The organism is Mesorhizobium sp. WSM4830 (genome assembly GCF_055811495.1).
On record NZ_JBVVQI010000006.1, the window covers coordinates 1 to 18,955 of the forward strand.

The 18,955-nt window shown below is 62.6% G+C and carries 21 protein-coding genes and 1 tRNA gene; 11 read left to right on the top strand and 11 right to left on the bottom strand.

The window, feature by feature from the left end; translation table 11 throughout:
• Nucleotides 1-252: 252 nt before the first annotated feature.
• Nucleotides 253-456: a DUF3126 family protein gene (locus AC0L2Y_RS09935; RefSeq protein ID WP_023674799.1), complete on the bottom strand. Its 204-nt coding sequence runs from the start codon at nucleotides 454-456 to the stop codon at nucleotides 253-255.
• Nucleotides 457-669: 213 nt separating this feature from the next.
• The gene (gene cysE, locus AC0L2Y_RS09940) at nucleotides 670-1,518 is read right to left on the bottom strand and encodes a serine O-acetyltransferase (RefSeq protein WP_473555745.1); all 849 of its coding nucleotides are present in this window, start codon (nucleotides 1,516-1,518) and stop codon (nucleotides 670-672) included.
• A 159-nt stretch (nucleotides 1,519-1,677) separates the two neighbouring features.
• Between cysE and AC0L2Y_RS09945 the strand changes: the two genes are divergently transcribed.
• Nucleotides 1,678-2,292 (top strand): HD domain-containing protein, encoded by a 615-nt coding sequence (locus AC0L2Y_RS09945; RefSeq protein ID WP_473555746.1) that lies wholly within the window; start codon nucleotides 1,678-1,680, stop codon nucleotides 2,290-2,292.
• Nucleotides 2,293-2,334: 42 nt separating this feature from the next.
• On the opposite strand, the gene AC0L2Y_RS09950 is transcribed toward AC0L2Y_RS09945, so the two are convergent.
• From AC0L2Y_RS09950 to AC0L2Y_RS09965, 4 genes are all read right to left on the bottom strand, one after another.
• Entirely contained in the window at nucleotides 2,335-2,706 is a 372-nt protein-coding gene (locus AC0L2Y_RS09950; RefSeq protein WP_473555747.1) for a hypothetical protein, read from the bottom strand.
• Between the two features lie 137 nt (nucleotides 2,707-2,843).
• A complete protein-coding gene (locus tag AC0L2Y_RS09955; protein WP_473555750.1) occupies nucleotides 2,844-3,611 on the bottom strand; it encodes an alpha/beta fold hydrolase in 768 nt (255 codons plus the stop codon).
• Between the two features lie 20 nt (nucleotides 3,612-3,631).
• On the bottom strand, nucleotides 3,632-4,195 hold the full coding sequence (locus tag AC0L2Y_RS09960; RefSeq protein ID WP_352668281.1) for a DUF192 domain-containing protein: 564 nt from the start codon (nucleotides 4,193-4,195) through the stop codon (nucleotides 3,632-3,634).
• A gap of 19 nt (nucleotides 4,196-4,214) precedes the next feature.
• On the bottom strand, nucleotides 4,215-4,811 hold the full coding sequence (locus tag AC0L2Y_RS09965) for a cold-shock protein (RefSeq protein WP_473555752.1): 597 nt from the start codon (nucleotides 4,809-4,811) through the stop codon (nucleotides 4,215-4,217).
• A gap of 215 nt (nucleotides 4,812-5,026) precedes the next feature.
• Here AC0L2Y_RS09965 and gloA point away from each other — a divergent pair, with 215 nt between their 5' ends.
• Complete coding sequence (gene gloA, locus AC0L2Y_RS09970) at nucleotides 5,027-5,467, top strand: lactoylglutathione lyase (RefSeq protein ID WP_376704588.1); 441 nt, start codon at nucleotides 5,027-5,029, stop codon at nucleotides 5,465-5,467.
• Nucleotides 5,468-5,545: 78 nt separating this feature from the next.
• Nucleotides 5,546-5,839, top strand: a complete 294-nt coding sequence (locus AC0L2Y_RS09975; protein ID WP_473555753.1) for a DUF2218 domain-containing protein — start codon at nucleotides 5,546-5,548, stop codon at nucleotides 5,837-5,839.
• 8 nt (nucleotides 5,840-5,847) lie between these two features.
• On the opposite strand, the gene AC0L2Y_RS09980 is transcribed toward AC0L2Y_RS09975, so the two are convergent.
• Nucleotides 5,848-6,396 carry a DUF1697 domain-containing protein gene (locus AC0L2Y_RS09980; protein ID WP_473555756.1) on the bottom strand — a complete coding sequence of 183 codons (549 nt, stop codon included), beginning with the start codon at nucleotides 6,394-6,396 and terminating at the stop codon, nucleotides 5,848-5,850.
• Nucleotides 6,397-6,465: 69 nt separating this feature from the next.
• On the opposite strand from AC0L2Y_RS09980, the gene AC0L2Y_RS09985 reads away from it, so the two are divergent.
• Nucleotides 6,466-7,032 carry a hypothetical protein gene (locus AC0L2Y_RS09985; RefSeq protein WP_473555758.1) on the top strand — a complete coding sequence of 189 codons (567 nt, stop codon included), beginning with the start codon at nucleotides 6,466-6,468 and terminating at the stop codon, nucleotides 7,030-7,032.
• Here the strand turns inward: AC0L2Y_RS09985 and ilvA are convergent.
• Nucleotides 7,025-8,281, bottom strand: coding sequence for a threonine ammonia-lyase IlvA (ilvA, locus tag AC0L2Y_RS09990; RefSeq protein ID WP_473555760.1), 1,257 nt, complete (start codon nucleotides 8,279-8,281; stop codon nucleotides 7,025-7,027). The two genes, AC0L2Y_RS09985 and ilvA, sit on opposite strands and share 8 nt — an antisense overlap.
• Nucleotides 8,282-8,408: 127 nt before the next feature.
• Here ilvA and AC0L2Y_RS09995 point away from each other — a divergent pair, with 127 nt between their 5' ends.
• The 3 genes from AC0L2Y_RS09995 (at nucleotide 8,409) to AC0L2Y_RS10005 (ending at nucleotide 12,276) form a co-directional block, all read left to right on the top strand.
• Complete coding sequence (locus AC0L2Y_RS09995; RefSeq protein ID WP_473555763.1) at nucleotides 8,409-9,803, top strand: aminopeptidase P family N-terminal domain-containing protein; 1,395 nt, start codon at nucleotides 8,409-8,411, stop codon at nucleotides 9,801-9,803.
• A 103-nt stretch (nucleotides 9,804-9,906) separates the two neighbouring features.
• Nucleotides 9,907-10,980, top strand: coding sequence for an alpha/beta hydrolase (locus tag AC0L2Y_RS10000; protein WP_292657769.1), 1,074 nt, complete (start codon nucleotides 9,907-9,909; stop codon nucleotides 10,978-10,980).
• Between the two features lie 132 nt (nucleotides 10,981-11,112).
• On the top strand, nucleotides 11,113-12,276 hold the full coding sequence (locus tag AC0L2Y_RS10005) for an alpha/beta hydrolase (protein ID WP_473555764.1): 1,164 nt from the start codon (nucleotides 11,113-11,115) through the stop codon (nucleotides 12,274-12,276).
• 238 nt (nucleotides 12,277-12,514) lie between these two features.
• Here the strand turns inward: AC0L2Y_RS10005 and ade are convergent, their stop codons facing one another.
• Nucleotides 12,515-14,320 (bottom strand): adenine deaminase, encoded by a 1,806-nt coding sequence (gene ade, locus AC0L2Y_RS10010; RefSeq protein WP_473555766.1) that lies wholly within the window; start codon nucleotides 14,318-14,320, stop codon nucleotides 12,515-12,517.
• 602 nt (nucleotides 14,321-14,922) lie between these two features.
• The gene (locus AC0L2Y_RS10015; RefSeq protein ID WP_473555768.1) at nucleotides 14,923-15,375 is read right to left on the bottom strand and encodes a cupin domain-containing protein; all 453 of its coding nucleotides are present in this window, start codon (nucleotides 15,373-15,375) and stop codon (nucleotides 14,923-14,925) included.
• Nucleotides 15,376-15,654: 279 nt separating this feature from the next.
• Between AC0L2Y_RS10015 and AC0L2Y_RS10020 the strand changes: the two genes are divergently transcribed.
• From AC0L2Y_RS10020 to AC0L2Y_RS10030, 3 genes are all read left to right on the top strand, one after another.
• Nucleotides 15,655-15,740 (top strand) — tRNA-Leu (locus tag AC0L2Y_RS10020).
• A 270-nt stretch (nucleotides 15,741-16,010) separates the two neighbouring features.
• Nucleotides 16,011-16,286: a type II toxin-antitoxin system TacA family antitoxin gene (locus AC0L2Y_RS10025; protein WP_473504082.1), complete on the top strand. Its 276-nt coding sequence runs from the start codon at nucleotides 16,011-16,013 to the stop codon at nucleotides 16,284-16,286.
• Nucleotides 16,283-16,795, top strand: coding sequence for a GNAT family N-acetyltransferase (locus AC0L2Y_RS10030; RefSeq protein ID WP_473555770.1), 513 nt, complete (start codon nucleotides 16,283-16,285; stop codon nucleotides 16,793-16,795). The genes AC0L2Y_RS10025 and AC0L2Y_RS10030 overlap by 4 nt, the downstream gene beginning before the upstream one ends.
• A 190-nt stretch (nucleotides 16,796-16,985) precedes the next feature.
• Here AC0L2Y_RS10030 and AC0L2Y_RS10035 read toward each other — a convergent pair whose 3' ends face one another.
• On the bottom strand, nucleotides 16,986-17,564 hold the full coding sequence (locus AC0L2Y_RS10035; protein WP_473555772.1) for an NUDIX domain-containing protein: 579 nt from the start codon (nucleotides 17,562-17,564) through the stop codon (nucleotides 16,986-16,988).
• 153 nt (nucleotides 17,565-17,717) lie between these two features.
• Here AC0L2Y_RS10035 and AC0L2Y_RS10040 point away from each other — a divergent pair, with 153 nt between their 5' ends.
• Nucleotides 17,718-18,887 carry an NADH:flavin oxidoreductase/NADH oxidase gene (locus AC0L2Y_RS10040; protein ID WP_473555775.1) on the top strand — a complete coding sequence of 390 codons (1,170 nt, stop codon included), beginning with the start codon at nucleotides 17,718-17,720 and terminating at the stop codon, nucleotides 18,885-18,887.
• Nucleotides 18,888-18,955 lie beyond the last annotated feature (68 nt).

Genomic DNA, 18,955 nt, shown 5'->3' on the forward strand with positions numbered 1-18,955 from the left:
TTGGCCAGCGGTCAAAACCGCATCAACAGGCCGGACATATGGATGCAAGCGATCCGATCAGACCTGAGCCACACCTTGCAAGCAGGGGGCCGTCCACATATGGATCCCAGGGTCTGCGCCGCGTCGCTTCGCTCCTTGCTCCGCCCTGGGATGACGAAGTTGGGGATGCTCCAGCCAGTCCCCGAGGTTTGCGCCCTGCCATCAGGCGGTTCCGCCTGCAACAAGCAGGTCCGGCCAGCTAAAATTCCCGGCTCAGGCCAGATCGATGTCGAGGATCGCCATCGAGAAATTATAATCGCCGTCGTCCTCGTCCTTGAAGACGATGCCGAGGAACTCGTCGCCGACATAGACCTCGGCCGAATCTTCCTTGCGCGGCCGCGCCTTCACTTCGAGTTTGGGGTTCTGGAAGGTGCGCTTGAAATAGGCGTCCAGCTTTCTGATTTCGTCCGGCTTCAACAGTCTTCTCCGATCGTCGCTTGCTCAAGTGCGTCGCGTCTGAATAGACCGATGCGACGCGCTTTAAATCTTGCTTCATGCATGTCGCTATCCCAAAACCGCTGGGCGCTTTTGGGCGACATGCATTGGTGAGCGCGCTTCTGGCACGTCGACAATGGCCATGTAAAGGCAAGCCGGCATAGGGGGCAGGAATTCAGCCCCCTGCCCGAGCACTCAGATGTCGAAGCTGACGACGTGGTCCATCGTCTGCGATGGCAACAGCTGGTCCATCTGGCGCGAGGGCTGGTCGCAGCCGGTCTCGCCGACGACGCGGGCCGGCACGCCGGCAACCGTCTTGTTGTGCGGTACCGGCGACAGCACCACCGAGCCGGCCGCGATCTTCGAGCAATGACCGATCTCGATGTTGCCGAGGATCTTGGCGCCGGCGCCGATCAGCACGCCGTAGCGGATCTTGGGATGGCGGTCGCCACCGGCCTTGCCGGTGCCGCCCAGCGTCACGCCGTGCAGGATCGACACGTCGTCCTCGATCACCGCCGTCTGGCCGACGACGAGGCCGGTGGCGTGGTCGAGGAAGATGCCCTTGCCGATGCGGGCTGCCGGATTGATGTCGGTCTGGAACACCGAGGACGACCGGCTCTGCAGATACAGCGCGAAATCCTGGCGGCCCTGGCTCCACAGCCAATGCGCCAGCCGGTGCGTCTGGATGGCATGAAAACCCTTGAAGTAGAGCACCGGCATGATGAAGCGGTCGCAGGCCGGATCGCGGTCGTAATAAGCCTGGATATCGACGCGCACCGTCGTCGCCCAGTCCTTGTCGTCGGCCGCCATCGCCTTGAACGTCTGGCGGATGAGGTCGGAGCCGATGTCCTGGTGGGCGAGGCGCTCGGCCAGCCGGTGGATAACCGCTTCTTCCAGGTTTTCCTGATTGAGGATGGTCGAATAGAGGAACGCCGCCAGCAGCGGATCGCGGTTGACCGCTTCCATCGCTTCGTCGCGGATCGAACGCCAGATCGGATCTACCGGCTGCACCCTGGTGGGACGGGAAATCGTAACGCTGTTCATCTGATGTCTCCGGCCATCCAATGTCTCGGCCATCCAATGTCTCAGTTCGCGGCTTGCCTATTCTCCGGCCGCACCTATAAGCCAGATCATAGCACGGGTGAACTCAATTTTCCTTAGTGCTTCGTCAAATGGATTTGGTTCGCGGAATTTCAAGCAGCCATGGAAAACGCAACCTTGATGGACGAGACCCTGAAGCGCGAGCTTTCCGCGCTCTACAAGGCCGGGGACCGCCATTATCACAACCTCGGCCACATCGAGACGATGCTGGCGCTAGCCAATGATTACAAGGCGTTGCTGCACGATCCTGAAGCAGTCGAAGCGGCGATCTGGTTCCACGACGCGATCTACGACAGCCGCGCCAAGGACAATGAGGCGAGGAGTGCCGCACTTGCCGAGGAGAAGCTCGCCGGCCGTGCCGACGCACAACGCATCGGCCGCATCGCGGCGATGATCACTGCCACTGCCAGCCACGAATTGCCGCCCCTTGGCGACCAGCATTCCGTTCGTGACGCGGCGCTGTTCCTCGACATGGACCTGGCGATCCTGGGTGCTGCGCCTGACGTGTTCGACGCTTACGAACAGGCGGTCCGCCGCGAATATCAGTGGGTCGAGGAGCCGATGTGGCGGGCCGGCCGTGCCGCTGTGCTAAAGGGCTTCCTCGCCCGTCCGCATATCTTCCATAGCGAGGAGTTCCGCCGGCGCTTCGAAACCCAGGCCCGGCATAACATGGCGCGGTCGCTCAGGGCGCTGGGGTACAGCCCGCGCGGATCGTAGCCCGACGCGTTGCTCGCTTGCGTCCGGGATCTTGGCCCGAGATCACGTGAACGCGCCAAAAGTCGATGCCATTGCCCACAGCATGAACACCCCGGCCGCCACCGACGCGCCGTTGACCACGATGCCAGCCAGGCCGAGCACACGATTGTCGTTTGGGCGCCCAAGCGCCATCAGCCCGAAGACCGCGCCGGTAAGATGTGCCAACGGCCCGGCCAGGAAAAATACCGCAGCGAAGAAGCCGGTCGCACTGTTCTGGAGCAGTGGGGAGGCGTCGCTCGGCATTGCTATCAACGCGGTGATCGCAATCGCCCCTGTCGCCAGTGCGGCCAGCGCTAGAACAACGGACCATTCGCCGAACGTGCTTTTCGTAACGACCCCCGGCAAAGCGGCGTCGCTTCTTCCCCATTGTACCATCGTACCCCCTGCCCTCTTTTTAGCGCGTGGCGGGTTTGAACCGATCCACACGTCGTACCTCATTTATTTCTGTATCGTTGCAAAACCGCTAAGAACCCCAGCTTCAGGCCCAATGGCCGCTTTTGGGGAGCCATCCGTCAAAGCGGATACTCGGCATAAAACTCCAGCACGCGCTGCTTGAAGGTCTTGTCGCCGACCGCCAGCATGTGGTCGCGGCCTTCGATGTGAAACGCCCTGGCGTTCGGCATCAACGCGGCGAGTTCATCCGGCGAGCCGCCGATGTCGTCCTTGGTGCCGACGGCGATCAGCGTCGGCTGGGCAATGTGGGCAAGGTCGGCCTCGCTCAGCAATTCGCGCGACGTGGCGATGCAGGCGGCGAGCGCCCGGCGATCGCTGCGGGTCTGATCGGCGAAGGCGCGGAACGAGCGGCCGCGCGGGTCGCTGGTGCCTGCGGGATCCTCGGCCAGGAGGGCGTCGGCTATCGGATCCCAGTCGCCGACACCGTCGACCATGCCGATGCCGAGCCCACCGAAGACCAGCGTCGCCACCTTGTCCGGGTCGGAGAGCGCCAGGAAGGCCGATATGCGCGCGCCCATCGAATAACCCATGACATGAGCGCGTTCGATGCCGAGATGGTTCAAAAGCGCTGCCGCGTCCGACGCCATTTTTGCAGGCGTGTAGTCGGCTTCGTCATAGCTCTTCGACGACGAGCCATGGCCGCGATTGTCAAAGGCGATGGCACGGTAACCGGCATCGTTCAGCGTCTTGAACCAGCCGGGCGACACCCAGTTGACGTAATGGCTCGAGGCGAAGCCGTGGATCATCAGCACCGGATCGCCCTGCCCCGATGCCGGCTGGCGGTCAAGGAAAGCAAGATCGAAACCGTCATGGGAGAAGAACTGCATCGGCCGAAGATCCTGCCCGTTCAGTCGGAATCGACATTCGGCGCATCGCCCTTGTCGGGCGGCGGCATGGCCGGCCCCGGCGCCGTGCCGATGGCCGGATGGCGCAGCAGGTCGCCGTCCTTAAGGCCCTTTTTGGCGGCGGTGCCTGCCTTGAGCTCGAGCACGAAGCGCACCGGCTCGTCCGGCGAGATGATCGCCTCGGACTGCGGCTCGCCTTGCTTGATCGCCCGGATCCGGCCGTCCTGGCCGACGAAGACCAGGTCGAGCGGCATCGGCGTGTTCTTCATCCAGAAGCTCACATCCTGCGGCGCACCGAAGACGAACAGCATGCCGTGATTGTCGGCCATGTGGCGGCGAAACATCAGGCCAGCCTCGCGCTCGGCGGGCGTGTCGGCGATTTCGACGGAAAAAGAACGCTCGCCGGCCTTCGTCACCGCGACCAGCGGCACCGGATCGACGGGAAGGATCATCGCCTTGCCGTCGGCCGAACTCGGTTGCTGAAAATAGAAGAACGCACTTGCGGCGACGATGAGGAAAATCCCGGCGCAGAGCGCGCCCGCCGTCAGCCGGTTCCTGTGAGCCATATGAAATCCTCGGCCGGAACTAATGCGAGACCGGCAAGGTACCCATATCGGGGTGAATTTCGGCAGCCATAAGGCCTTTGTCGCCGCGTCCGAAGCGGACCAGCACCACCTGGCCCGGCCGGAGTTCGGTGATGCCGTAGCGGCGCAGCGTCTCCATGTGGACGAAAATGTCCTCGGTGCCCTCGCCCCGGGTCAGAAAGCCGAACCCCTTGGTCCGGTTGAACCATTTGACCAGCGCCCGTTCGAGGCCGCTTTCCGGCGTCACCGCGACATGGGTGCGCTGCTCCTGCAGCTCTGCCGGATGCACCGCCGTGGAGACATCCATCGAGAGCACGCGGAAAGCCTGCAGCCCGCGCTCGCCCTGCTTGACCAGGCAGACGACACGGGCGCCTTCCAGGGCGGTCTGAAAACCGTCCTTTCGAAGGCATGTCACATGGAGGAGGATGTCGCCCGAAGTACCATCATCGGGAAGGATGAAACCGTAGCCCTTGGCCACGTCGAACCATTTGATGGCGCCAGCGATTTCGACGAGATCGGCCGTATCGGCGCTCTCATCCCGCTTCAACGCATCGTTACCGGCCCCGTCCCGCCCCATGAAAGAGGCCTTTTCCCCCATAAGAACGCCCCCTTTTTTCAAGAAACACTGCAACTGATTCTTGGTATCAGATTAACACCGCGGCTTCCGGTGTGTGCAAGACCTGACGTGCCTTTTTTCACGGTTCCGTACAGGAATAGCGGATTTGCCGTTTGCCGGCGCCGGCAGGCGTGGCCAATTGCCCTTTGGCCGGGCCGCCCCTATGTTGCGCCGCAACGCAACATAAGGAGGAAATCATGCGCTATCTGCACACCATGGTCCGCATCGCCGACATCGATGCTTCGCTCGATTTCTACTGCAACAAGCTTGGCCTCAAGGAAGTGCGCCGCCATGAAAACGAGCAAGGCCGCTACACGCTGATCTTCCTTGCCGCGCCCGAAGACGAGCAGAGCGGCATCTCCGAAAAGGCGCCGCTGGTCGAGCTGACCTACAATTGGGACCCGGAAGACTACAAGGGCGGCCGCAATTTCGGCCATCTTGCCTATGAGGTCGACGACATCTACGCCACCTGCCAGCGGCTGATGGACAATGGCGTCACCATCAACCGGCCGCCGCGCGACGGCAACATGGCGTTCGTCAAATCGCCGGACGGCATCTCGATCGAGCTGTTGCAGAAAGGTCCGGCAAAGCCGAAGGCCGAGCCGTGGGCGTCGATGCCGAACACCGGCAGCTGGTAGCCGATCACGCCGTATTGAGCGGACGCAGGCGGGCCCCGGTTCGGTTTTCGCGTCCGCATTCCCAGGGAGAATTCATCCATGCCGAGCAGCCATGTCGACGTCGCCACCGAACATGCCAGCCGCTATCTGCAGCAGCTGTGCAAGCATTGGGCGCACAAGTTTCCAGTCGAATTCGACCCGAACCACGGCACCATCGATCTGACGCTCGGCCGCACGGTTCTCGATGCCGACCCGGCTGCGCTGCACATTGCGGTGACGACCGCTGAGGCCGGCTCGCTCGAGCGCCTGGAAACGGTCGTCGCCGAGCACATCAAGCGCTTCGCCTTCCGTGAGGAGCTGGCATTCGACTGGAAACGCGCTCCGGCTGCGTAGGCGACCAGTCAACCGCCGGCCTTGGCCATCTCCAGCAGCATCAGCACGGTGCGCCAATTGCGCGCCGTGCCGGGTACCTTCAGGACGCGCGGGATGAGGTTGGCAAACACCGATTTGCCGAGCCCGTCGGGCGCATGCAGGTAGAGCACGTCGCCCTTGACCTCGAAGCGTTCGGGCCCAGTGCATTTTTCCGCCAGCCGGGCGACCTCCTCGGGGGTCGGCCGGCGCTCCAGCGCATAGGCGTGCAGCTTGGTAGGCTCGCCGGCCACTTCGGGATAGGGATTGTCCGCCGCCAGCCGCTCGAGCCAGCCGAGATCGCGCACCATGATGCGCGAATGGAAGCCCCATTTTTTCTCGAATTCCGCTTCCAACCGCCTGGTCAGCATCGCCGCATCGCCATCTGGCGACCGGAACACGGCGTTGCCGCTCTGCACATAGGTGGCGACAGCGGAGAAGCCGAACTGCTCGAAGAACGACCTGAGTTCCGCCATTTTGACGATGCGGTTGCCGCCGACATTGATGCCGGAAAACAGCGCGACGAAGGTCGTCAAATCCATTCAGTCCTTATCAATTATCAGATTCTTAGCTATACCATACAATCTGGAATTCAGTTGGGGGATAATACTTTGGAAAACCAGCCGTTCGAAATCCTGAAGTTGATCGTTGGCGCGTCAGTTCCCGCAGTGCTGGCTTATTTCGGGTGGCGCATAAACAAGCAAATAAAATCTCTTGAGCAGGCGCAATGGCAAAATAGAAAAATTATAGAAAAGAGGCTCGAAATTTATGATCTCATTGCGCCGAAACTAAATTCGCTTTTTTGCTTCTGCATGTGGGTCGGCGATTGGAAGGAAATAACACCGGAAGACACGGTAAACCTGAAAAGATTTACCGACAAAAACATGAATGTCTATAGGCATCTATTTAACGAGAACCTTTTCCTTGCATATGACGAATTTATTCACACCGTGTTCCAGACCTACAATGGGCCAGGGGAGGACGCAAAGATACGTGCGGAGATTTCCGGGGTGGATGGCAACCGCACGACTGACTGCCACTATCCATGGAACAAAGCTTGGAACAAATTATTTGAAGAAGATTCAGTGCCCAGGAAGAAAGAATTGTCAAACAAATATAACGCCCTTATGCACAGTTTCCGAAGCTGCCTTGGGCTTGGAGATGGGAGCACTAAATGATGAACCCGGCGAGCGTCTCGTTGTCGGTGATGTCCTGGTAGTGGACGCTCTCGGCGTCGAAATTCGCCTTGAGCCGGTCGAAATTGCGGCGGTCCTTGGTTTCGATGCCGATCAGCACCGAACCGAAATTGCGCGCCGATTTCTTCAGATATTCGAAGCGGGCGATGTCGTCGTCGGGACCAAGCAATTCGAGGAAATCGCGCAGCGCGCCGGGCCGCTGCGGAAAGCGGATGATGAAGTATTTCTTCAAGCCCTCGAAGCGCAGCGCCCGTTCCTTCACATCCGGCAGCCGCTCGAAATCGAAATTGCCGCCCGACACCACGGCGACGATGGTCTTGCCCCTGATTTCCTTCCTGGAAAAATCCTTGAGCGCATCGATCGCCAGTGCGCCGGCCGGCTCGAGCACGACGCCTTCGACATTGAGCATTTCGATCATGGTTGCGCAGAGCCGGTTTTCCGGGATCAGCCGCACGGCGTCGGCGGCAAACTCCTTGAGGTGGCGCAGCGGCTCGCGGCCGATCTCGGCCACCGCCGCGCCGTCGACGAAATTGTCGACCTTGGCGAGCTTGACCCGCTTTCCGGCGGCAAGGGTCTCGCTCAGGCTCGGGGCGCCGGCCGGCTCGCAAAAGACGAAACGTGTCTCGCGGTGCTGGTCGGCGAAATAATGCGTCACACCCGCAGCCAGACCGCCGCCGCCGACCGGCAGCATGACGATATCGGGCATGCGCGCGCCGGGCATCTGGCCTGACATCTCGTAGGCGACGGTCGCTTGCCCTTCGATGATGTCCTTGTGGTCGAAAGGCGGCACGATGTGGGCGCCGGCAGTTTCGGTGAATTCGAGTGCGGCACGGTAGCAGTCGTCGAAGAAATCGCCGACCAGCCTGATCTCGACGAATTCGCCGCCGAACAGCCGCGTCTTGTCGATCTTCTGCTGCGGCGTCGTCACCGGCATGAAGACGACGCCCTTTTTGCCGAAATGGCGGCAGACGAAGGCAAAGCCCTGCGCGTGATTGCCGGCCGAGGCGCAGACGAACAGCTCGGCAGCGTTGCCGGCGGCGAGCGTCTTGCGGAAGAAGTTGAAGGCGCCGCGGATCTTGTAGGAGCGCACCGGCGTCAGGTCCTCGCGCTTCAGCAGCACCCGCGCGCCGGTCTTCTTCGACAGATAGTCGTTCTCCTGCAGCGGCGTTTCCGGAAAGATCTCGCGGATCGCGGCAGCGGCGGCAGCGACGCGAGAGGAGAAACTGGTCATGGCAAGAGCACCCTACAGGCTAGGCGAATTCAGTCTCGCTATTGCATATCCGGCCTCGCGAAGCCATTGTCCGGCCACCCCGAAAGGGTGTTCCCAAAACCTCGTCGGCCGTTAGGAGCGTCTGTTCATGCCTGTCGCATCGGTGGCCCAGAAAACCGTTTCGCTGCCGGAGTTCGGCGAGCCGACGGTGATGCCGCTGGTTACGCGCGCCACCTATGAGGCCCGCATCGCGGCACTGGTCGCGCGCGGCGGGTTCGATGCATTGGTCGTCTATGGCGACCGCGAACATGCAGCCAATGTCGCCTATCTCTGCGGCTACGACCCGCGCTTCGAGGAGACGCTGCTGGTCATCGTTCCCGGCAAGTCGCCGAAACTGCTGGTTGGCAATGAGGGCTGGGGCTATGCCGAGATCTGCGACGGACCGTATGAGCGCGTGCTCTACCAGACGTTTTCGCTGCCGGCGCAGCCGCGCGACCGCTCGCAATCGCTGGCCGACATCCTCGTCGATTGCGGCCTGAAAGCCGGCCAGCGCATCGGCGCCATCGGCTGGAAGCCGTTCGGCGCCGGCGATGCCGGTTTTGGCGAAACGACGCTCGACCTGCCGTCCTTCATCGCCGACACGTTGCGCAGCCTTGCCGGCGATAGGGGCGTGATCGTCAATGCGGCGAACCTTTTGATGAACCCTGCCAACGGCCTGCGCGCCATCAACGAGGCCGACCAGCTGGCGGCGTTCGAATTCGCCGCGACCTATTCCTCGCAAGGCCTGCGCAATGTGCTGCAAGGCATCGAACCCGGCATGACCGAATTGCAGGCGGCGCGGCTGATGGGCATCAACGGCTTGCCGCAATGCTGCCACCCGATGCTGTCGGCCGGCAAGCGGGCGCCCTATGGCCTGCCAAGCCCGCGCCTCGACGTCATCAAGCGCGGCGACCCGATCACCATGGCCTACGGCATCCAGGGCTCGCTCAACGCCCGCGCCGGGTTTCTGGTCGAGGACGCGGCCGAGCTTCCAAGGGGCATCCAGGACTATGTCGAGAAGCTGGTCGCGCCCTATTTCTGCGCCGTCGTCGACTGGTATGAGACGGTCGGCATCGGCGTTCCCGGCGGCGCGCTGTGGCAAGCGGTGCACGAGCGCATCGGCGATCCGTTCTTCGGCGTGTCGCTCAATCCCGGCCATCTCGTCCATATCGACGAATGGATGCATTCGCCGGTATTTTCCGGCTCCGACATCAGGTTGAAGTCGGGCATGGCCTTGCAGGTCGACATCATCCCGGCCACCGGCACCGATTATTTCACCACCAACATCGAGGACGGCATCGCGCTGGCCGACGAGGCGCTGCGCGAAGAGATCGCCGCGCGCTATCCCGAGGCCTGGCGCCGCATCGAGGCGCGCCGCGCCTTCATGACCGACGTGCTCGGCATAAGGCTGAAGCCGGAAGTGCTGCCCTTTTCCAACATTCCGGCCTTCCTGCCGCCGTTCTGGCTTTCGCGCAACACTGCGATGGCAGTCGCGAGGCGCTGAGCGCATTTCGGCGCCTGCGACTTACTTCTGCCGCACTTCGCCTGTCCGGGAGGTGCGGCGGAGGTGGATGGGCCTTTGGTTAGGCCGGAGTGGAATTGCTTAAGTGCCCTTGAAGACGATTTGCATCATTGTCCTTGCCGCGCTGCTCGCCGGCTGCGGTGGCCGCCAAACCGAGGAACTGCTCGGCAGCGCCATGATGGCGGTGCCGGTGACGGAAATCGCCGGCAACCACTCGATCTTCATCGCCACCACGCGCAAGCGCTCCGACGATCCCAACAAGGTCTTCGACGGCGAGCGGTCGGCGACGCTGAACTATGCCCGCGTCAACGTCACCGTCCCCGGCATCCACAAGACAGGCCAGATCGAGCGGCGCTCGCGCGGCAAGTCGGACGATCCGGCCAAATACTTCATGGCTTCCGAGGTCGTCGGATACGACACCCAGCCGAAATTCTCCAGCGCGCTCAGCGCCGACATCGCAGCGCGCGGCGGCCGCGTCATGGTTTTCGTCCACGGCTATAACACCGGCTTCGACGACGCGGTCTACCGCGTCACGCAGATCACCCATGATTCCGGCTATCCGGGCACGCCGGTGCTGTTTTCCTGGGCGTCGGGCGCCAAGACCACCGATTATGTCTACGACAAGGAAAGCGCCAGCGTTGCCCGCGACCAGCTCGAAGTGACGCTGAGAATGCTGGCGCAGACCGGCGCGCGGCGCATCGACATCGTCGCTCATTCGCTGGGGACCTGGGTTACCATGGAGGCGCTGCGCCAGCTCGCCATCACCGGCGACCGCGATCTCGGCGGCAAGCTCGGCGACGTCGTGCTAGCCTCGCCCGACATCGACGTCGACGTGTTCAAGAGCCAGATGCGCCGCTACGGCAAGCCGGACAAGCCGTTCATCCTGCTGCTCTCCGACGACGACCGGGCGCTCAGGTTATCGGGCCTGATCGCCGGTGCGCGGCCGCGCGTTGGCGACTACAAGAACGCTGCCGACCTCGCCAGCTATGGCGTGTCGGTCGTCGACCTTTCCAGCGTCAAGGGCGCCGACCGCTTCAACCACACCAAATTCGCCGACAATCCGGAATTGGTGCAGTTGATTGGCCAGAAGCTGCGCGAGGATGACGGGTTTGCCAGTGACCGCGAAGTGACAGACCGCATCGCCTCGGTCGGACAATAGCTGCATTGCGCGGCCGTCATTGTTGATCATTGCCGCGCCATCGGGACAGTTTGAACTGGACCGTGCCGGCCTCTGCCTCTATCGAATAGGCCAAGACGTCTCCGGCTCGACGTCGCCTTTGCGGGAGCCCGCGTGATCGTGCCTTCGAAGATCTTTCTCGTCGTTGCGTTCGCGCTCGCGGTTACCGGCTGCGCCGGCCAGAACACGCATGACCTGCTCAACAAGACGACGATCACCGTGCCTGCTTCCGATATCGCGGCGACGCACAAGATCTTCGTCGCCACAACCCGGCAAAGGGCAACGAAGGAGCCCCGGCAGGTGTTCGACGGCGACCGTTCGCCGACCACCAGCTTTGCCAGCGTCGAGGTGACGGTGCCCAAGATCCACCAGCTCGGCGCCATCGAGCGGGTCAAGGGCTCGGCCAACAGCAATCCGGCGAAGGATTTCACGGCGACCGGCGTCACCTTCTACGAAGGCGCCCCGCAATTCGCCAAGGCGGTCGGCGCCGACATCGCCATGCGCGGCGACCGCGCGCTGGTTTTCGTGCACGGCTTCAACAACGGCTTCGACGACGGCATCTACCGGCTGACGCAGATCGCGCACGACACAAAATACCCGGGAACGCCGGTGCTGTTTTCGTGGGCATCGAGCGGCAAGACGACCGGCTACATCTACGACAAGGAAAGCGCCAATGCAGCGCGCGACGATCTCGAAGCGACGCTGCGCATGCTCGCCAGGAGCCGCGCCAAGAGCATCGACATCATTGCCCATTCGATGGGGACCTGGGTGACGATGGAAGCGTTGCGCCAGCTTGCCATCACCGGCGACCGCGACCTCGGCGGCAAGCTCGGCTACGTCATCCTGGCCTCGCCCGACATCGACGTCGACGTGTTCAAGAAGCAGATGATCCGCTACGGCAAGCCCGACAAGCCGTTCGCCGTGCTGCTTTCGGGCGACGACCGGGCGCTCAGACTGTCGACCATGATCTCCGGCGACAAGCCGCGCGTCGGCGACTATGGCGACGCGGCCGACCTCGCCAGCTATGGCGTCTCGGTGGTCGACCTGACCAAGACAAAGGGCGGCGACCGGCTGAACCACGCCAAGTTCGCCGACAACCCGTTTCTGGTGCAGCTGCTCGGCGACCGCCTGCGCGCCCCGGCGGGCCTCGCCTCCGAAGAGACCGCGCCGGCCCAGCTCGACAATCTTGGCCAGGGCCTCGGCAAGGCCGTCGGTTCGGTCGCCGAAATCGTCATCACCACGCCGTTCAAGGTGCTGACGATTGCGACAGGCGGGTGAGCGATCGCTGAGCGGTCACTATTGACGTCAGTTCGGAACAAAGCGCACGGCAGCGATCCTTCGCGCCCCCCTCTGTCCTGCCGGACATCTCCCCCACTTGGGGGGAGATTGGCCGCCACCTCGGCTTTCGCCAATCTCCAACTTTGACGAACAAGGCGCTGTCAACGAAACTGCCAATCTCCCCCCTTAAGGGGGGAGATGTCCGGCAGGACAGAGGGGGGCGCTGTCCCGCCATCGTTCAAACGAACAGATCGACCTTCCGGAAAGTCGTCACGTCGATCAGGCCGACGTCGGAAATCCTGAGCTCGGGGATGACGACCAGCGCCAGCAGCGAGTGCTGCATGTAGGCGTTGTTCAGCGAGCAGCCCATCTGGCGCATGGCGTCGCTGAGTTGGTCCGCCTTTGCGGCGACGATTTCGGCGCGCTCGTCCGACATCAGTCCGGCGATCGGCATTTCGACCAGCGCCAGCTCCTTGCCCCTGGAGAACAGCACGACGCCGCCGCCGACCTCGCCCAGCCGGTTCACGGCCAGGGCCATGTCCTGCTTGTTGGTGCCGACGACGATGATGTGGTGGGCATCGTGCGCCACGCTCGAGGCCATGGCGCAGTCGCCGATATAGCCGAAGCCGGAAACGAAGGCGTTGGTGACGCCGCCGGTGCCCTTGTGACGCTCGACCAGTGAGATCTGGCAGACGTCGTTGCGGCGGTCCATGGCGACCAGCCCGTCCTCGACGGCAAGATCGGCCTCGAGCGCCCGCGTCGGCGCCTGGTTCTCGATGACGCCGATGACGCGGACCCGCACCTCGTTGGCGCCCATGGGTGCGGCGATGTCGAAATCGCCTGCCTTGAGTTTCTTGCCGAGCTTGACGGTGTTCTTCGCCGTCTTCGGATAATTGTAGGCCGGAATGTCGATCTCGAGCTTGCCGCCCTTGGCCAACCTGACGCCGCGGCCATAGACCTCGTCGATCGTCATTTCGGCCAGGTCGGAGACGATCAGCAGATCGGCGAGCCGACCCGGCGCGATCGAGCCGATCTCACGCTCCAGCTTGAAATGCTGGGCGGTGTTGAGCGTCGCCATCTGGATCGCCGTCACCGGCTTCAAGCCCTGGCTGATGGCGTGGCGCACGACCCGGTCCATATGGCCTTCGTGCACTAGCGTGCCGGAATGGCTGTCGTCGGTGCACAGGATGAAGTTGCGCGGGTCGAGGCCGCTCTCGGTCACCGCCTTGACCTGCGAGGCGACGTCATACCAGGCCGAGCCCAGCCGCAGCATCGCCTTCATGCCCTGGCGGACGCGCGCGATGGCGTCCTCGGCGCGCGTGCCTTCATGGTCATCCTCCGGGCCGCCGGCGACGTAGCCGTGGAACGGAAGGCCGAGATCGCGCGAGGCATAATGCCCGCCGACGGTCTTGCCGGCCCTCACCGTCGCCGCGATCTCGCCCGACATTACCGGATCGTTGGCGGCGACGCCGGGAAAATTCATCACCTCGCCAAGCCCGATGATGTTCTCCCAGGTCATCGCCTCGGCAACGTCGGCGACGGTCAGCTCGGCGCCGGCATGCTCGAGCCCCGGAGCGGAGGGCACGCAGGACGGCATCTGAACGAGCACGTTGACCGGCATGGCGACGGCCTCGTCATGCATCAGCCGAACACCCGGCAGGCCGAGCACGTTGGCGATCTCATGCGGATCGATGAACATCGAGGTGGTGCCATGCGGGATCACCGCGCGGCAGAATTCCGTCACCGTCACCATGCCGCTCTCGACATGCATATGCGCGTCGCAAAGCCCCGGCACCAGATAGCGACCACCGGCATCGACCACCTTGGTGCCCTGGCCGATGGCATGGCTGGCATTCGGCCCGCAATAGGCGAAACGGCCGCCGGCGATGGCGATGTCGGTGCCGGCGATGATCTCGCCCGAATGAACGTTGACCCAGCGCCCGTTGCGGATGACGAGATCGGCGGGTTTGCGGCCCATGGCGACATCGACCAGATGCGTCGCCATCTCGGCCCAGGGTTTCGGTTTCGTCGCATTCTTCGGCATCAACAGGCTCCTCTTTGCTCGACTGTGCCAAGCCGCGGGGATTTTGACCAGCGAGGAAGTAAGCGCCGACGGCGAAACTGCCTATCTCCCCCCAAGTGGGACCCAAAGTGGGGGGAGATGTCGCCGAAGGCGACAGAAGGGGTCGGGACGTCCTGACGCGAACCGTTACCGCGAACAAAACAGGCTGGCGCTCGACGCGAGACGACCCCCTCTGGCCTGCCCTCTTTGCCACAACTTGGCATCTCCCCCCTCAAGGAGGGAGATCGATGCCACCACGGCTTTCGCCAATCCCCGACGCCGGGAAGGCAGGACAAAGGCATTTATGCTTTTGTGCCGGCCGCAGCAACTTTGTTCTTGCTTTGTGCCGGCAGCTATGCTACTAATTTGGGTACGGTGCCAATTGGCTCCAACGACCCGCCTCCCGAGGCGGGTTTTCTGTTATGGCGCCATTCACGGCAAAATGGCTCAAGCGGAATACGATTCCGTTGCGGCCAATCAGCTTTCGCCGCGTTGGCGGATCTTACTGAATCGACGGTCGCGGAGTTTGACGCACTCCATCATTCGAGCCTTCAGCCGGTTCAATCCAATTCGATCCCGAACTGTCACTTCTTGCTCGGATCGTCGGCCGGATTGACGTAGGTGATCTTGAATGGCCCCTCGCCATGAACCTGGATGATCGTATCGCTTGTGGTCCAGGCGAAGTGATTCATTCCGGCCGGCGTGACGCCGAAGCCGCCAGCAGTCAGTTCGACACCTTTCGCCTCGTCGAGCTTATCGCCCATTCCAATATGGAAGTTGCCGGAAAGCACCGTTACGTATTCCGTGGTGGGATGATTATGTGCGGCAATTTTGTAGCCGGCGGGTGTCTTCAACCGCAGCACATAGGCGCCGTCCTTTGAGGGATCTCCAGAGATAACAGCCATTTCAGCGCCAGCGGGAATGACAGCAGGAGCAGGACCCCATTTGATGTCTTTGGCGTTCATCGGCATGTCATCGGCAAACAGAGGCGCCGTCCCAACAAGCAGCAATGCCAGGGCAGAGGCAAGCTTGAGCATGACAATCTCCCGGTGTTCGTAGAGGACGGCGTCGAGTACCGGCGCGCCGATCCACTTGCCAATTGGAGTCTATCAGAGCGGAGCGCCTCAACGCATCCTGCGAACGGGGGACGCGCATTCGCGGTAGCCTCGGAAGCGGCCGCTAAAAATGTTTCCAGGTGAAACAATTTTGTTTGCATCTCTGTAGGTGATTAGCCCTCGCCAGCTTCCAGTGCCGGATTTGTCGACCGCAGAAGACGGCTTGACGGCCTTTGGCTGGCGGCTGAAAAGGGCTGGCCTGCGGACGTGGCGGAATTGGTAGACGCAAGGGACTTAAAATCCCTCGATCTCTGATCGTACGGGTTCGATTCCCGTCGTCCGCACCAAATTGGGTATTGATTTGATTTCCTAGCTGGGTGGCTAGCCAAGAAGGCTTGGCTGCCCGACAGCCTTCTATCGCAAGCACGGCCTCTTGCCACCTCAGAGCCGTCCGTTGTCATCGCTTTTACCGATTGCAACGGCATTGAAGCTGCTCGGTTGAGCCTTAGGCTTGTGCCCTCTGAGTTATAGAACGCATTTCTATAACTCAAGCTAAGGCGAAAGGTTGGTGTTGTACGGATTGAATCCGTACTGTATAATTACCGAAGGATATGCCCATGCCCCGCAATGTTAGTGACAATGGCCGAATCGATCTCCGGATTCCGCCCGAAGCAAAAGCCGTGATCGCACGTGCAGCGGCTTTGTCGAATGTCGGTCTAACCGAGTTCGTCACGCGTTCCGCGCTGCGTGACGCCCAAGCCACGATCGAACGCGCCGAACATCTCGCACTGTCAGAACGCGACAGCCTGCGCGTCCTCGACCTGCTCGAAAATCCGCCGGCGCCCACCGAACGTCTTATCCGTGCCGCCAAGGCCGGTCAGACCCTCGCGTGAACTCCTGGCAGGAAGTGCCGATCAGTAAACAGCATGACCGTGCCGCCTTCGACTGTGGCGACGCGGACCTCAATACCTATCTACAGCGCTTCGCGCGTCAAAACCACGAAAGCGGCGGCGCAAAAACCTTCGTCGCCGTGACGGCGGAATATCCATCGCACATCCTCGGATTCTATTCCCTCAGTCCCGCCTCGATAGACTATGCCCGCACACCGACGATCGCCAGGCGTGGCCTGGGCCGCTACGACGTGCCGGTCTATCGCCTCGGTCGCCTCGCAGTGGATCGTGCGATACAAGGCCGTGGCCTCGGCGGCGGCTTGCTGCTCGCCGCCGGGAAACGCTGCATAGCAGTTGCGCAGGAAGTCGGCGGCGTAGCCCTGTTGATCGACGCCAAAGGCGATCAGGCCGCACGCTGGTACGAGGGCTACGGTGCGGTCCGTCTCGATGACGCGCCGCTGTCCCTGGTCCTGCCTTTCGCCGCGATCGCCAAGGCAATAGCTGCGATCTGAACGGCTCGGAATGTGGCCCTGCATGGTGCCAACGTGCTCCTCCCATCAAGTGCGCTTCGCGCTGCCTCTATTGGGAGCGCGTCGATACATGCGCCGAACTATCGCGATGCTTCCTCCCGTCGCTCTGCCGCACCGTGACCGCGATATCCACCGACTTGTCCTAATCCGCACCTAGCCCAGATCCACCACCTCACCCACCGATCGGGTTCAGCTTCAAATGCTGGATCAGGATGATGGTCTTCGCATCGACAATGCTGCCGTCGTAGATGCCGGCCAGCGCCTCGTCGAGCGGCATTTCCAAAACCTCGATGTCCTCGCCTTCGTCGTGGGCGCCGCCGCCGTCGGAAATGCGGTCGGCGGGCGAGTAGCGGGCGACGAAGAACCAGAGCCGCTCGGTCACGCTGCCGGGGCTCATATAGGGTGAAAACAGCCGCTGTACGTCCTTCAGGCGGTAGCCGAGTTCCTCCTCGGCCTCCTTGCGGATGCAGGTTTCGGGATCGTCTTCGTCGAGCAGGCCGGCGCAGGCCTCGATCAGCGGCTCCTTGTGGCCGGTGACGTAGGCCGGATAACGGAACTGCCGCACCAGAAGCACCGTCGACCGCTCCGGATCGAAGGGCAGGATCACCGCGCCGTCGCCGCGATCGTAGGTCTGGCGGGTGTGCGTTTCCCATTTGCCGTCGCGCCGGCGATAGTCGAAGACGGTCTTTTTCAAAACCGCCCATTCGTCGGAAAGGACTTCCTCAGAGCGGATGCGAATGCGATCTTCCATGGTGGACTCCCTGCTGCCGCGGCAAGGCGTAGCCGCGAACGGCGGTTCGTGCAATCCGGCCACCAATTGGTCCAGTGCGCCGGTTCACCCTCTCGTGTCTGGCGCATCTGCAAGTGCCTGCCTAAATAGCGGCAACCCTTTCCGGAGTTTTTTATGACCTCATCGCTTTTCCAGCCGATCACCCTCGACGGCCTCACCTTCCCCAACCGCATCGCGGTCGCGCCGATGTGCCAGTATTCGGCCGACGACGGCTCGGCCAGCGATTGGCACCTCTATCACTGGATGAACCTGGCGATGTCGGGCGCCGGCATGGTCACCGTCGAGATGACCGAGGTCGAACGGCGCGGCCGTATCTCGCATGGCTGTCTCGGCCTCTATTCCGAAGACAATGAGGCGGCGGCGCGACGCACGCTTGATGCAGCCAAACGGGTGGCCGCACCGGGCACGAAATTCGGCACGCAGCTTGCCCATGCCGGCCGCAAGGCCTCGAACCGCAAACCCTGGGAGGGTGGCGGCCCGCTGCACGCCGATCAGGACCCGTGGCCGATCGTGTCGGCATCGGCGATCGCCTACGACACCGGCTGGCAGGTGCCGCGGGCGCTGGAGGACGACGAGATCCTGCAAATCATTGAACGCTTCGCCGAAGCGGCACGGCGGGCCGAGCGGGCCGGCTTCGACTTCATCGAGCTGCATGCCGCGCATGGCTATCTGATCTTCCAGTTCCTGTCGCCGCTCTCCAACCAGCGCACCGACCGCTGGGGCGGCTCGCTGGAAAACCGCATGCGCTTCGCCGTCGAGATCGCCAAGGCGGTGAAGAAGGCGGTGCCCAGGCTGATGCTGGGCGCGCGCCTGTCGATCAAGGAATGGGTCGACGGCGGCTTCGAGGTCGAGGATGCGATCGAAGTGGCAAAAGCGCTGAAGGAAGCCGGCGTCGCCTATCTCTGCTGCTCGAGCGGCGGCAATTCGCCGTTGCAGAAGCTGCCGTCCGGGCCCGGCTACCAGGTGCATCTGGCCGAAGCGGTGCGCAAGGCCGTCGGCATCCCGACGCGGGCCGTCGGCCTGATCGACGATCCGAAACAGGCCGAGGCGATCGTTGCCGACGGGCGCGCCGACATGGTGGCGCTGGCGCGCGCCTTCCTTGCCGATCCGCGCTGGGGCTGGCGCGCCGCGGCCACCTTCGGCGAAAAAATCCACCCGGCGCCGCAGCTTGCCCGCTCGGTGACGACGATGCAGCATTGGATGAAAGGCGGCGAACTGACGGGTTCCGATGAGCCGCCCAAGGCAATCGTTTCCGACGGAAATGGCGCTCGGCCGGCCAATTGATGATGTCGCGCCGCCCCTCACCTGCCTGCCGGCATCCTCTCCCCGTATAGTGACGGGGAGAGGGGCGC